This is a genomic window from Aureimonas sp. CAS, from assembly GCF_059838215.1.
On record NZ_CM187563.1, the window covers coordinates 486855 to 500777 of the forward strand.

Below are 13923 nucleotides of genomic sequence, written 5' to 3' on the forward strand. Positions count from 1 at the left end.
GCCTCGTCGTCGGTGCCATGCAGACCGGAATCCTTCTCGCGTTCCTCGCCTACCTCGCCTATGCCTGCTCGGACGCCGCCGCCAAGGCGCTCGGGCACCAGATGTCGGTCTTCCAGATCGGCTTCTCCATCTCCCTGATCGCGCTCGTCCTCTGCCTCCTGTCGAAGCGCTCGGACGTCTCCTGGCGCACGATCGCCAGCCCGAAGCGGCCCGGCCTCGTCGCGCTGCGGGCCGCCAGCGGCACCTTCGGCGGCATCTGCGCGGTCGTCGCCTTCACCACGCTGCCGCTGGCCGAAGCCTACGCGCTCATCTTTCTCCTGCCGCTCGTCGCCGCGCTGCTCTCGCGGGTGATCCTGCGCGAAAGCGTCACGATGGGCCGGTGGCTTGCCTTGTTCGGCGGGCTCATCGGCGTGCTTCTCGTCGTGCGACCGGGGTTCCAGGAGGTCTCGTTCGGCCATCTGGCGGGCCTTGGCTGCGCGCTGTCGGGCGCGACCAACGTCATTCTCCTGCGCACGCTCGGCCCGGTCGAGAACCGGCTGACGCTGATCGGCTCGGTCCTCGGCCTCGCGACCCTCGTCAACGGCGCCGCAATGATCCCGAGCTTCACCGTTCCGAGCCTGGACCTCCTGCCGATCCTCCTCTTCGGCGGCGTCAGCGCGGGCATCGGCCATCTCGCCATGGTGATGGGTGCGCGATTGGCGCCCGCGAGCCGCATCGCGCCGACGCAATATTCGCAGATCGTCTGGGCGAGCCTCTTCGGCGCGGTCCTGTTCGGGGAGTTCCCCGATCCGCTCGCCGTCACCGGCATGGCGCTGGTCGGCTTCTTCGGCATGCTGACGCTCGCGCCCGAACGGACGGCGCCGCGCCGCCCGCTCTTCAAGCGCCTTCGCGGCAACCGCGTCGCCTGAGGTCGGAGCGGCCTTCGGCCGGTCCGACCTGTTTTCTCTGCGCATCAGGCCTTCCGAAGCCATCAGACGGCTTCGGGCCGATGCTTCCGTCTATTCCGCGGCCTGCCGGGCGAAGACGGCACGGCCCTCCATCGGGGTCGAGGCCTGCGCCCCGGCGCGGGGCGTCATCATCCCCGCCTCGAACGCGGTCCGCCCGGCCTCCACCGATGCCTTAAACGCGCCCGCCATCGCGACCGGATCGCCGGACCCCGCGACGGCCGTGTTGAGGAGCACGGCATCGTAGCCGAGCTCCATCACGGCGGCCGCGTGGCTCGGCCGCCCGATCCCAGCATCGACGATCAGCGGCACCTCCGGGAAGGCCGTCCGCATCGCCCTCAGCGACGCCGGGTCGAGCAGGCCGGCGCCCGAGCCGATGGGTGCGCACAGCGGCATCAGGAGTTCGCAGCCGGCTCGCAGCAGATGCTCGGCGACGACGAGGTCCGCGCTCGTATAGGGGAAGACCTTGAAGCCCTCGGCGACGAGAATGCGGGCGGCGTCTACCGTGCCGACGACGTCGGGCTGCAGCGTGTCCTCGCGCCCGATCACCTCCAGCTTGATCCAGTCCGTGCCGAAGATCTCGCGCGACATTTGCGCGGTCGAGACCGCGTCCTCGACGGTGAAGCATCCGGCCGTGTTCGGAAGGATCCTGAGGTCCAGCCGTTCGATCATCGCCATCAGGGCTTCGCCGGCCCGCCCGTTCGCGGTGTCGCGCCGCACCGACAGGGTGACGACCCTCGTGCCGGAAGCGGAGAGGGCGGCTTCGAGGACGTCCGGGCCGGGATAGCGCGCGGTGCCGAGGAGAAGGCGCGAGGAGAGTTCGGTTCCGTAGAGCGTCAGCATGGCCTCAGCCCCCCTGCATGGGCGACAGGATTTCGATCCGGTCCCCGGCTTCGATCGTGCGGCCGCCCCACTCGGCCCGACGCACGAGCTCGCCATTGACGGCGGTGCCGATGAAGGGGCTTTCGAAGCCGAGTTCGCTGAGGAGCGCTTCGAGCGTATGGGCGTGGACGCTCTGCGCCGTTCCGTTCACGACGATTTCGGTCGGGACGCTTCTCGCCTGAACGGGCTGGGATGCGGATGGCATGGGGCTCTCCTTCGCGGTTCGCGATCCGAGCCCTTGCGGCGGAAGGGGAGGGCGGCGTTTCGGTTCGTTCGATCCGGTCGGCCTCGTCACCGTCCCTCCGCCAGCATGAACTGGATCAGGTTCGAAGGGTCCCCGCGCCGCCGTTTCCGGCCCCGCGGCATCTCAGCCCCTCGGCATGGGGCACCCCTGGTGTCGGTTCAGAGGTGAGGCCGACGCCCCGTGCTGTCAACCCGGACGAGGCTTGAGGGCGAGCAAACCGGCGTTACGTTCCGGCCCGGTTCGACACGGCGTCCGCCAGCCGGGCGCGCGAGAGAGGAGGCCCCGATGGCCAAGATGATCCATTCGATGATCCGCGTCGCCGACGAGGCGCGCTCGATCGACTTCTACGATCGTGCCTTCGGGCTCGAGGTCGCCGACCGTTTCGCCTTCGACGGTTTCACGTTGATCTATCTCTCGAACCCGGAGACGGGCTTCGAGCTGGAGCTGACCGTGAACGAGGGGCGGGGCGGCTACGATCTCGGCAATGGCTATGGCCATCTCGCCGTCTCGGTCGAGGACATCGAGGCGGAGCACGAGCGCCAGAGGCGCGAAGGCCTTGCCGTCGGCGATCTGAAGACGCTGTCGCATCCGAGCGGTTTCTCGGCGCGGTTCTTCTTCGTCACCGATCCGGACGGCTACAAGATCGAGGTGCTGCAGCGCGGCGGACGCTTCCTCTGAGAGCGTCGGCCGGGCGGCCATAGCCTTCCGATCCGGGGTCCGGCGCCCATGTTGCGTTGCAACGAGGAGCGGCGTGTCTATAGTTTCGGGATCGAACGCGTTTGGGGGAGCGTGGCATGCCGATATCGAAGATTCTCGTCGCCAATCGTTCGGAGATCGCGATCCGCGTCTTCCGGGCGGCGAACGAGCTGGGTCTGAAGACGGTCGCGATCTGGGCCGAGGAGGACAAGGTCGCGCTGCACCGCTTCAAGGCGGACGAAAGCTGGCAGGTGGGGCGCGGCCCGCATCTGCGGCGCGAGATGGGCCCGATCGAGAGCTATCTGTCGATCGAGGAGATCATGCGGGTCGCCCGGCTTTCGGGCGCGGACGCGATCCATCCGGGCTACGGCCTCCTGTCCGAGAGCCCGGAGTTCGCCGAGGCCTGCGCCGAGAACGGCATCGTCTTCATCGGCCCGAGCCCGGAGACCATGCGTCGTCTCGGCAACAAGGTCGCCGCGCGCAATCTCGCCATCGAGCTCGGCGTGCCGGTGGTGCCGGCGACCGATCCCCTGCCGGACGACATGGAGGAGGTGAAGCGCCTCGCGGCGGAGATCGGCTATCCGGTGATGCTCAAGGCCTCCTGGGGCGGGGGCGGGCGCGGCATGCGCGCCATCCGGCAGGAGCAGGACCTCGTCCGCGAGGTGACCGAGGGCAAGCGCGAGGCCAAGGCCGCCTTCGGCAAGGACGAGGTCTATCTGGAGAAACTCGTCGAACGCGCCCGCCATGTCGAGGTGCAGGTGCTCGGCGACACCCACGGCAACGCCGTCCACCTCTTCGAGCGCGACTGCTCCATCCAGCGGCGCAACCAGAAGGTCGTGGAGCGCGCGCCCGCGCCCTACCTCTCCGACGAGAAGCGCGCCGAGCTCTGCGGCCACGCGCTGAAGATCGCGCAGGCGACGAACTATGTCGGCGCCGGAACGGTCGAGTTCCTGCAGGACGCCGACACCGGCGCCTTCTACTTCATCGAGGTGAATCCGCGCATCCAGGTGGAGCACACGGTCACCGAGGAGGTGACCGGCATCGACATCGTCAAGGCGCAGATCCACATCCTCGACGGGCATGCCATCGGCACCCCGGAATCGGGCGTGCCGGCGCAGGGCGACATCAAGCTGAACGGCCACGCGCTCCAGTGCCGCATCACCACCGAGGACCCCGAGCACAACTTCATTCCCGACTACGGCCGCATCACCGCCTATCGCGGGGCGACCGGCTTCGGCATCCGGCTCGACGGCGGCACGGCCTATTCCGGCGCGGTCATCACGCGGTTCTACGATCCGCTTCTGGAGAAGGTGACGGCCTGGGCGCCGTCGGCCGAGGAGGCGCGCTCGCGCATGGACCGGGCGCTGCGCGAGTTCCGCATCCGGGGCGTCGCGACCAATCTGACCTTCCTGGAAGCCATCATCCGGCACGGGAAGTTCCGCGACCTCTCCTACACGACGCGCTTCATCGACACGACGCCGGAGCTCTTCGCGCAGGTGAAGCGCCGCGACCGCGCGACGAAGCTCCTGACCTATCTGGCCGACGTGACCGTCAACGGTCATCCCGAGACGAAGGGCCGGGCCAAGCCTCCCGCCGATGCGAGAAAGCCCGTCGCGCCGCTCTTCGACGCAGCCATCGCGGAGGGCTCGCGCCAGCGGCTGGAGGCGCTGGGCGCGAAGGGCTTCGCCGACTGGATGCTGGCGCAGCGTCAGGTTCTCGTGACCGACACGACCATGCGCGACGGCCACCAGTCGCTGCTCGCCACGCGCATGCGCACCCACGACATCGCGGGGATCGCCGAATCCTATGCGCGCGGCCTGCCGCAGCTCCTCTCGCTCGAATGCTGGGGCGGAGCGACCTTCGACGTCGCCATGCGCTTTCTGACCGAAGACCCGTGGGAGCGGCTCGCGCTGGTGCGCGACAAGGCGCCCAACATCCTCCTGCAGATGCTGCTGCGCGGCTCCAACGGCGTCGGCTACACCAACTACGCCGACAATGTCGTCAAGACCTTCGTCGCCGAGGCGGCGAAGGGCGGGGTCGATCTCTTCCGCGTCTTCGACTGCCTGAACTGGGTGGAGAACATGCGCGTCTCGATCGACGCGGTGGCCGAGTCCGGCAAGCTCTGCGAGGGCGCTCTCTGCTACACGGGCGACCTCTTCGACCCGGACCGGTCGAAGTACGATCTGAAATACTATGTTCGCCTCGCCAAGGAGCTGGAGGCCGCAGGCGCCCACATCCTCGGCATCAAGGACATGGCCGGCCTTCTGAAGCCCGCCGCCGCGCGCGTCCTCGTCAGGGCGCTGAAGGAGGAGGTCGGCCTGCCGATCCACCTCCACACGCACGATACCTCCGGCATCTCGGCGGCGACGATCCTGGCCGCCGTGGAGGCGGGGGTCGATGCGGTGGACGCGGCGATGGACGCGCTGTCGGGCGCGACCTCGCAGGCCTGTCTCGGCTCCATCAACGAGGCGCTGAAGGGCACGGAGCGCGACCCGGGCCTCTCGGCCGACGCGATCCGGCACATCTCCTTCTACTGGGAGGCGGTGCGCGCGCAGTACGCCGCCTTCGAGAGCGACCTCAAGGGGCCGGCTTCGGAGGTCTATCTCCACGAGATGCCGGGCGGGCAGTTCACCAACCTGAAAGAGCAGGCACGCTCGCTGGGCCTGGAGACGCGCTGGCACGAGGTCGCCCGCACCTATGCGGACGCCAACGTCATGTTCGGCGACATCGTGAAGGTGACGCCGTCCTCCAAGGTCGTCGGCGACATGGCGCTGATGATGGTGGCGCAGGACCTGTCCGTGGCGGACGTGGAGAACCCCTCGCGCGACATCGCCTTCCCCGAGAGCGTCGTCGCGATGCTGCGGGGCGATCTCGGCCAGCCGGAGGGCGGGTGGCCGGAAGGACTGCAGAGGAAGGCGCTGAAGGGGGAGACGCCGATCACCGTGCGGCCCGGCTCGCTGATCCCGGCAGCCGACCTTGCCGCCGAACGCGCGGCCGCCGAGGAGAAGGCCGGACGGGCGATCACCGACACCGAGTTCGCCTCCTATCTCATGTATCCGAAGGTCTTCACGGAGTTCGTGGCCGCCGCCGAGCGCTACGGCCCGGTCTCGGCCCTGCCGACGCCGAACTACTTCTACGGCATCGCGCAGGAGGACGAGATCGGCGTCGAGATCGAGCGGGGCAAGGTGCTGATCGTGCGGTGCCTCGGCATGAGCGAGACCGACGAGAAGGGCATGCGGACGGTCTTCTTCGAGCTGAACGGTCAGCCGCGCCGCATCAAGGTTCCGGACCGCTCGCGCTCGGGCACCGCGGCGATCCGCGCCAAGGCCGAGCCGGGCAATCCGGCCCAAGTCGGCGCGCCGATGCCGGGCGTCGTCTCCACGCTCGCCGTCTCCGCCGGCCAGAGCGTGAAGGCCGGCGACGTGCTCCTCTCCATCGAGGCGATGAAGATGGAGACTGCGCTCCACGCGGAACGCGACGGCACGGTGCAGGCGGTCAACGTCAAGGCCGGGGACCAGATCGACGCCAAGGATCTGCTCGTGGTGTTCGCCGCCTGACGAAATCGGGATGCGGCGCGCCCTTCCCACGAAGGGCTCCCGCCGCATCTCCCGTTCCGTTGCATCAGCAGGGGGAACGGGCATGGCGGAGAAGATCGAGGTCGAAGCGGAGGTGGACGACGCCGCTCCGCCCGAAGTCGCGGAGAACGCGCTCGGCTACCTGAAGCCGAAGCCCAAGCGGTCGGACGACGGCGTTCTCGTCCTCTCCGTTCTGGCCGGCATCTTCATCGCCTTCGGCGGCGCCATCTTCATCGCCGCCGGCGCGGGCAGCGCCGGCTATGCCGGGGGTCAGCAGCTCGCGGCCGCCCTCGGCTTCTCGGTCGGCCTGATCCTGTGCATCGTCGCGGGCGCCGAACTCTTCACCGGCAACACGCTGCTCGTGATCTCGGGCGTCGAGGGCCACCACAAGGGCGGCCGGATCGTCCGCTTCTGGGCGCTGGTCTGGGCGGGCAATCTCGCCGGCTCGTTTCTGATCGCCTTTCTCTTCGTCCTTGCGGGCGCGCATCTGGCGGGCGAGGGCGCCGTCGGGCTCCATGCGCTTCAGGTCGGCGACGAAAAGATGGGCAAGGGGCTGATCGCCACTTTCACCTCCGGCATCCTCGCCAACATGCTCGTCTGCCTCGCCGTGTGGATGGCGCAGGGCGCGCGGACCATACCGGGCAAGGTTCTGGCGATCATCGGGCCGGTGGCGGGCTTCGTGGTGCTCGGCTTCGAGCATTCCGTCGCCAACATGTCGCTACTGCCCATCGCGGGGCTGATCCACGCCTTCGCAGGCTCAGAGTTCTGGCAGTCCGCGGCCTTGATCGGAATGACGCGGGAGACCTTCGGCTCGATCGGTCTCTTCGCCTTCCTGTTCAATCTGATCGTCGCGACCCTCGGCAATATCGTCGGCGGGGCCGCGATCGGGCTCGCCTACTGGTACGCCTATCTGCGTAAGGACGACTGACGAACGAGGGGAGGCCGCTCGTTCGAGCGGCGTCCCTTCGCAAGACCGGTTCGGTCCGTCAGAGACGGCCGGTCAGAAGCAGGATGATGACGATCAGGAGGATCACGCCGAGAATGCCGCTCGGCCCGTATCCCCAGGAGCGCGAATGGCCCCAGGTCGGGAAGGCGCCGACGAGCAGAAGCACCAGAACGATGACGATGATGAGAGTGAGATCCATGAGGCGAACTCCGGCCAAATGAGGCTTTTTCTTGTCCCAGCCTCACAAACCGTTGATGCGCCCGTCCGGTTCCCTCCTCGTCAGATGAAGAGCATCACCCACAGGATCACGACGAAGGTGAGCGCGACCGCTGTCGCGATCGCTGGCCGGTAGTCCCAGCCGCGCGACCAGGGCCAGACGGGCAGGACGCCGACGAGGATGGCGATGAGAGCGATCGAAAGCGCGGCGCCGATGGTCATTCGCATGTCTCCCGTGAAGGACCGTCGCGCCATACCGGTCGCGCCGGTCCCCGATCAACCGGCTTCGTCATTCTTGCGACGCGACACCATGATGGTTTGACATTGCAGCGCCGAGGTTTCACCTCAAGCTGAACCGTCGATATCCGGGCGAACCCTTTCCATGACCCTGACCACTCCCCTCGAACCGGTGATCGCCGACCCGCTGCCGCGCCGCCGCACCGTCGGCGTCGATGTCGGCGGCGTGACCGTCGGGGGCGGGGCGCCCGTCGTCGTCCAGTCGATGACGAACACCGACACCGCCGACATCGACGCGACGGTCGCGCAGGTCGCCGCGCTCCATCGCGCGGGATCGGAGATCGTGCGCATCACGGTGGACCGCGACGAATCGGCCGCCGCCGTGCCGCGCATCCGCGAGCGTCTGGAGCGCCTCGGGCTCGACGTGCCGCTCGTGGGCGACTTCCACTATATCGGCCACAAGCTTCTGGCCGACCATCCGGCCTGTGCGCAGGCGCTCGCCAAGTACCGCATCAACCCCGGCAATGTCGGGTTCCGCGACAAGAAGGATCGGCAGTTCGTCCAGATCGTCGAGACCGCGATCCGCTACGGCAAGCCGGTGCGGATCGGGGTCAACTGGGGCTCGCTCGACCAGGAGCTGCTGACGCGGCTGATGGACGAGAACAACCAGTCGTCGACGCCGCTTTCGGCTAGAGCCGTGACGCGCGAGGCGATCATCCGCTCGGCCATCTATTCGGCGGAGCTGGCCGAGGAGACCGGGCTGCCCCGCGACCGCATCATCCTCTCGGCCAAGGTCTCCAACGTCCAGGATCTCATCGCCGTCTATCGCGACCTGTCGCGGCGCACCGACCACGCGATCCATCTCGGCCTCACGGAAGCCGGCATGGGAACGAAGGGCGTCGTCGCCTCCTCGGCGGCGATGGGCATCCTCCTGCAGGAGGGGATCGGCGACACGATCCGCGTCTCGCTGACGCCGGAACCCGGCGGCGACCGCACGCGCGAGGTGCAGGTGGCGCAGGAGCTCCTGCAGACCATGGGCTTTCGCCAGTTCATCCCGATCGTCGCCGCCTGTCCGGGCTGCGGGCGCACGACCTCGACGCTCTTCCAGGAGCTGGCCGAAACGATCCAGAACGACATCCGCGCCAACATGCCGGTCTGGCGCGAGCGCTATCCGGGCGTGGAAGCGCTGAACGTGGCCGTCATGGGCTGCATCGTGAACGGTCCGGGCGAGTCCAAGCACGCCGACATCGGCATCTCGCTGCCGGGAACGGCGGAGACGCCCTCGGCCCCGGTCTATGTGGACGGGCAGAAGGTCGCGACGCTGCGCGGGCCCAACATCGCCGCCGACTTCCAGGTGATGGTGTCCGACTACATCGAGCGCCGCTTCGGCCGGAAACAGGACGCGGCGGAGTAGGGGATGGCGGTCGGGCGCTTCCCTGACCGAAGGAGGCGCCATTCCTCTCCCGCTCGCGGGAGAGGGTGGCCCGAAGGGCCGGGTGAGGGCCTCGAAGGGCGTGGCGTCGGCACGACTTCGATCGCGTTCCCGACCGGACGAGGGCCGTTCTTTCGGATGGTCAAGCCGGCGTTTCACGAAGCCCTCACCCGGCTGCTCGCTCGCGCTCGCATCCACCCTCTCCCGCGAGCGGGAGAGGAATGGCGCCTCGTTCTGATCACTCTCGCTTTCCTGTGGACGTGCCTTCCCGCCCGCGCCGAGGAACCCGTCGATCCGCGCGTTGCGGCGATCTGCGATCTGATCGAGACGAACGCGGCGGCGACAGGCATGGCGCCGGACTTCTTCGCCCGCCTCATCTGGAAGGAGTCGCGCTTCGACGAGGGCGCGATCTCGCCGGTCGGGGCGCGGGGCATCGCCCAGTTCATGCCGGCCACGGCCGCCGAACGCGGGCTGGCCGATCCCTTCGACAAGGAGCGGGCCATCCACCATTCGGCGCGCTATCTCGCGGACCTTCGCGCCGAGCTCGGATCCTGGGGGCTCGCGGCCGCGGCCTACAATGGCGGGGTCAACCGGGTGAAGCGCTGGATGGCGAGCGGCGGGCGCCTCCCCTACGAGACCGAGGACTACGTCCTGTCGATCACGGCGCATCCGGCCGCCTGGTTCCGCGAGGACGCCACCCGCGAGGCCGACGTCGCCCCGCTGGATGCGAGCCTGTCCTTTGCCGAGGCGTGCCGGCGCCTGCCCATCATGCAGACGCGCGCCATCTTCGCCGTCGCGGAGTCGGCGCCGATGAAGCCCTGGGGTGTCCAGGTCGCCGGCCATGTGAACGAGGCGATCGCGATCCGCATCTACCGCCGGCTGCAGGACGACCATCCCGACATTCTCGGCGGCGTCGATCCGATCGTCATGCGTGTGCGCCCCATGTCCGGCCCGCGCCGCATCACCGCCATCCGCATCGGCGCCGACACGCGCGGCGAGGCGAACGCCTTCTGCGAGCGCTACCGGGCGCGGGGCGGGGCCTGCGTGGCCATGCGCAACTGAGTTTGACCGTTCCGCGTCATTGCTCTTCGCCCGTCAGCCGCTATGAAGGCCCTTGGGAGGCTGCGATGATCTAGGAACGGTACAATGAACCACGGCGTCGATCGGACGGCAGCGCGCACGACGCGCAGCGGGCTTTTGAAGGTCAATCGCAGGCAGCTTCTGGGCGGCGGTCTGGCCCTCGGCGCGACGACGGCGCTTCCGGGCTGCGCACAACCGACCGTCGAGGCGAGCCGGACCGTGGACGTCGTTCTGATCGGCGGCGGGACGATGAGCGCCACGATGGGCGCGCTGCTCAACCATCTCGAGCCGGGCTGGACGATCGAGATGTTCGAGCGCCTCGACGCGGTCGCGCTCGAGAGCTCCAACGCGTGGCACAATGCCGGCACCGGCCATTCGGCGCTCTGCGAGCTGAACTACACGCCGGAGGACGAGGACGGGAACATCGACGTCGCCCGCGCGCTGCGGATCAACGAGTCCTTCCAGATCTCGCGCCAGTTCTGGGCATCGATGGTTCGCGAGGGGCTTCTCGACGAGCCCTCGACCTTCATCCGCACGACGCCGCATATGAGCTTCGTCTGGGGCGAGACGAACGTCGATTTCCTGCGCCGCCGCCACGAGGCGCTGATCGAGCACCCGCTCTTCGCCGGCATGGAGTTCTCGACCGATCCCGATCAGATCCGCGAGTGGGCTCCGCTTCTGATCGAGGGGCGCGATCCCGCGCAGCCGATCGCCGCGACCTGGTCCTCGCTCGGAACGGACGTCGATTTCGGCGCCATCACTCGCCAGTTCGTCACGCATCTGACCGAACAGGAGAGCTTCGCTCTCACCCTGTCCAGCGAGGTGGAAGGGCTGGAGAAGAACGAGGACGGCACCTGGAAGGTGACCTACCGCAATCTGTCGGACGGCTCCGATCCGCAGGCCGTCAACGCCCGCTTCGTCTTCATCGGCGGCGGCGGCGCGGCGATCCTGCTCCTTCAGGAGAGCGGCATCGAGGAAGCGGCCTCCTACGGCGGTTTCCCGGTGGGCGGTTCGTGGATCATCAACCGCAATCCGCAGACCGCCGAAGTCTACACCGCGAAAGCCTATGGCCGCGCGGAATCGGGCGCGCCGCCCATGTCGGTTCCCCATCTCGACACGCGCGTGATCGACGGCGAGCGGGTGCTGATGTTCGGCCCCTTCGCCACCTTCTCCACCAACTTCCTCATGGAAGGCTCGCGCCTCGACCTTCTCGCCTCGGTGACGACGACGAACATCGGCCCGATGGTGCATGTGGGCCTGGACGAGTTCGGCCTCGTCCAGTACCTCGTCGGCCAGGTCATGATGAACCAGGACGACCGCGTCGAGGCCCTGCGCGCCTACTATCCGCAGGCCGTCGCCGAAGACTGGACCTTCCTCCAGGCCGGCCAGCGCGTGCAGATCATCAACCGCGACGAATCGGGCCGGGGCGATCTTGAGTTCGGCACCGAGATGGTCGTCGCCGACGACCGGACCATCGCGGCTCTTCTCGGCGCTTCCCCGGGCGGCTCGACCGCGCCCTCGATCATGATCGACGCGCTGGAGGAGATATTCCCGGAGCGTTTCTCGTCGCCCGAATGGCAGGAGCGCATCCGCGAGCTCGTGCCGAGCTACGGCATCCAGCTCAACGGCGAGCCGCAGCGTCTGGCCGAGAGCTGGGCCTATACGAGCCGGATGCTGGCGCTGGCACCGCCGCCGGATCTCGGTCTGGAACAGCCCGCCGAGCCGGCGCCGGAGTCCGAGCCGACTGACGCGCCCGAGCTCGAGCCCGCCCCGCCGGTCGGCGATTCGGGCGTGCCGGCGACGCCTCCGGGCGCCGTCCCGGTCCAGCCGCAGCCCGTTCAGCCGCAGCCCGCCGGCTGACGCCCTACCGGTCCCGCCCGGCCACGAACCGGGCGGCGGCCTTCAGCGTGTCGGCGCGCTCCCCGTAGGGTTCGAGCTCGGCCTCGGCCTCGGCGACGAGTTCGGCGAGGCGCGCCCGCGTCCAGTCGAGGCCGCGAAGGGCCGGCAGGGTCTTCTTGCCGCGTGCCTGATCCTTGCCCGCGGCCTTTCCGAGCGTCGCCGCGTCGCTCGTTTCGTCCAGAAGGTCGTCCGCCAGCTGGAAGGCGAGGCCGACCACCTCGCCGAAGCGCCGCAGCCGCGCGCGATCCTCGTGTCCCGCGTTCGACAGGACGGCTCCGGCCTCGCAGGCGAAGGTGAGGAGCGCGCCGGTCTTCATCGCCTGCATCCGGGCGATTGCGTCCTGCGACAGGACTTCCGCCTCCGCCGCAAGGTCCAGCGCCTGCCCGCCGACCATGCCGGCGGGGCCGGCCTCGCGCGCGAGCGCCGCGACGAGAGTCAGGCGCGCCTGCGCCGAGACGTCCTCGGCGCCGGCGATCACGCCGGAGGCCAGCGTCAGCAGCGCGTCGCCGGCCAGGATCGCGGTCGCCTCGTCGAAGGCCCTGTGGACCGTTGGCCGGCCTCGCCGCAGATCGTCGTCGTCCATGGCCGGAAGGTCGTCGTGAACGAGCGAATAGCAGTGGACCAGTTCCAGTGCCGCGCCCACGGCGCGCGCGCCGTCCTGCGGCCCGGCGAAGAGGCGGGCGCTCTCCACGACGAGGAAGGGGCGCAGCCGCTTGCCGCCGCCCAGCGCGCCGTGCCGCATGGCGGCGAGCAGTCTCTCGGGCGTGCCCGCGACGAGCGGGTGCGCCGGGTCCAGAACGGCGGCGAGCCGCCCTTCGGTCGTCTGCGCCTCCTCGTTCAGCCTCGCCTCGAAGATCGTCGGTTCCATGCTGCCGCCTCCGCCATTGCGGCCTCTCCTTGGACGTGCGGGCTCGCGCGGACAAGGCCCGTTTGCGCCGCGCCGACCGCGCCTCTATGACGCTGGGCACGAAGGGAGGCCGGGAAACGGCGCGAAGAGGGGTCGGAAGCTCGCATGGCAAGGCGCCTCATCCGCTGGGTCCTGATCCTCGGGGTCGTCCTCGTCGCGATTCCGCTCGTCCTCGTGCCGGTCTATTCCTCCTCCTCGGTCCGGCCGATCTCGACCCTGATGCTGGCCGACCATTTCACCTTCCAGCCCTACGACCGCCAATGGGTGCCGCTCGACGCGATCGCGCCGGTCATGATGCATTCGGTGGTGATGTCGGAGGACGGGCAGTTCTGCGCCCATGACGGCGTCGACTGGACGGAGCTGCGCGCCGTGGTCGATCGCGCGCTGGAGGAGGGCTCGGCCGGGCGCGGCGCGTCCACCATCCCCATGCAGACCGTGAAGAACGTCTTTCTCTGGGGCGGGCGCTCCTTCGTCCGCAAGGGGCTGGAGCTGCCGCTCGCGCTGTACGCGGACGCTGTCTGGTCCAAAGGGCGGATGATGGAGATCTATCTGAACGTCGCCGAATGGGGCGAGGGGATCTACGGCGTGGAATCGGCGTCCCGATTCTACTTCAACCGTCCGGCGAAGGACCTGACGGCGCGCCAGGCCGCGCTTCTGGCGGCGAGCCTTCCCGCCCCGCTCCAGCGCGATCCGGCGAACCCCTCCGCCAGCCTGTCGCGCATCGCGGACCGCATTCAGGCCCGCGCGCGGGGCGCGGGCGCCTATGTGCGGTGCCTGCCCTCCTGACGGGCTTTGCAATCGCGCGCGAGCGGTGTTATGGAGCGGCCCGAATTCCTGTCGCTCTGGTCTGACCGGCGATCGTGCG

Annotated in this window: 13 protein-coding genes and 1 riboswitch; of the genes, 8 read left to right on the top strand and 5 right to left on the bottom strand. The window is 68.9% G+C overall.

The genetic code is table 11. The features are described from left to right. Positions 1-17: 17 nt before the first annotated feature. Positions 18-908 (top strand): DMT family transporter, encoded by an 891-nt coding sequence (locus AC6R2M_RS02235; protein WP_500485080.1) that lies wholly within the window; start codon positions 18-20, stop codon positions 906-908. A 90-nt stretch (positions 909-998) separates the two neighbouring features. Here the strand turns inward: AC6R2M_RS02235 and AC6R2M_RS02240 are convergent, their stop codons facing one another. Together AC6R2M_RS02240 and thiS are read right to left on the bottom strand one after the other, a co-directional pair. Then, complete coding sequence (locus AC6R2M_RS02240; protein WP_500485082.1) at positions 999-1787, bottom strand: thiazole synthase; 789 nt, start codon at positions 1785-1787, stop codon at positions 999-1001. 4 nt (positions 1788-1791) lie between these two features. Further along, positions 1792-2031 (bottom strand): sulfur carrier protein ThiS, encoded by a 240-nt coding sequence (gene thiS / locus AC6R2M_RS02245; protein ID WP_500485084.1) that lies wholly within the window; start codon positions 2029-2031, stop codon positions 1792-1794. Positions 2032-2105: 74 nt separating this feature from the next. Continuing rightward, a riboswitch (TPP riboswitch) is annotated at positions 2106-2229 on the bottom strand. A gap of 126 nt (positions 2230-2355) precedes the next feature. On the opposite strand from thiS, the gene AC6R2M_RS02250 reads away from it, so the two are divergent. The 3 genes from AC6R2M_RS02250 (at position 2356) to AC6R2M_RS02260 (ending at position 7269) form a co-directional block, all read left to right on the top strand. Then, complete coding sequence (locus AC6R2M_RS02250) at positions 2356-2748, top strand: VOC family protein (RefSeq protein WP_500485086.1); 393 nt, start codon at positions 2356-2358, stop codon at positions 2746-2748. 116 nt (positions 2749-2864) lie between these two features. Beyond that, entirely contained in the window at positions 2865-6323 is a 3459-nt protein-coding gene (gene pyc, locus AC6R2M_RS02255; protein ID WP_500485088.1) for a pyruvate carboxylase, read from the top strand. 82 nt (positions 6324-6405) lie between these two features. Continuing rightward, positions 6406-7269, top strand: coding sequence for a formate/nitrite transporter family protein (locus tag AC6R2M_RS02260; RefSeq protein WP_500485090.1), 864 nt, complete (start codon positions 6406-6408; stop codon positions 7267-7269). A gap of 58 nt (positions 7270-7327) precedes the next feature. Here the strand turns inward: AC6R2M_RS02260 and AC6R2M_RS02265 are convergent, their stop codons facing one another. Both AC6R2M_RS02265 and AC6R2M_RS02270 read right to left on the bottom strand, forming a co-directional pair. Then, a complete protein-coding gene (locus AC6R2M_RS02265) occupies positions 7328-7486 on the bottom strand; it encodes a DUF3309 family protein (RefSeq protein ID WP_500485092.1) in 159 nt (52 codons plus the stop codon). A gap of 80 nt (positions 7487-7566) precedes the next feature. Then, positions 7567-7725, bottom strand: a complete 159-nt coding sequence (locus AC6R2M_RS02270; protein WP_500485094.1) for a DUF3309 family protein — start codon at positions 7723-7725, stop codon at positions 7567-7569. A 160-nt stretch (positions 7726-7885) separates the two neighbouring features. On the opposite strand from AC6R2M_RS02270, the gene ispG reads away from it, so the two are divergent. The 3 genes from ispG (at position 7886) to mqo (ending at position 12112) form a co-directional block, all read left to right on the top strand. Further along, on the top strand, positions 7886-9154 hold the full coding sequence (gene ispG, locus AC6R2M_RS02275; protein ID WP_500485096.1) for a flavodoxin-dependent (E)-4-hydroxy-3-methylbut-2-enyl-diphosphate synthase: 1269 nt from the start codon (positions 7886-7888) through the stop codon (positions 9152-9154). Positions 9155-9310: 156 nt separating this feature from the next. Continuing rightward, on the top strand, positions 9311-10234 hold the full coding sequence (locus tag AC6R2M_RS02280) for a lytic transglycosylase domain-containing protein (protein WP_500485098.1): 924 nt from the start codon (positions 9311-9313) through the stop codon (positions 10232-10234). An 84-nt stretch (positions 10235-10318) separates the two neighbouring features. Then, positions 10319-12112: a malate dehydrogenase (quinone) gene (gene mqo, locus AC6R2M_RS02285; protein ID WP_500485100.1), complete on the top strand. Its 1794-nt coding sequence runs from the start codon at positions 10319-10321 to the stop codon at positions 12110-12112. A gap of 4 nt (positions 12113-12116) precedes the next feature. Here the strand turns inward: mqo and AC6R2M_RS02290 are convergent, their stop codons facing one another. Further along, a complete protein-coding gene (locus tag AC6R2M_RS02290) occupies positions 12117-13019 on the bottom strand; it encodes a polyprenyl synthetase family protein (RefSeq protein ID WP_500485102.1) in 903 nt (300 codons plus the stop codon). Positions 13020-13163: 144 nt separating this feature from the next. Here AC6R2M_RS02290 and mtgA point away from each other — a divergent pair, with 144 nt between their 5' ends. Next, positions 13164-13844, top strand: coding sequence for a monofunctional biosynthetic peptidoglycan transglycosylase (gene mtgA / locus AC6R2M_RS02295; protein ID WP_500485104.1), 681 nt, complete (start codon positions 13164-13166; stop codon positions 13842-13844). Positions 13845-13923: the final 79 nt, after the last annotated feature.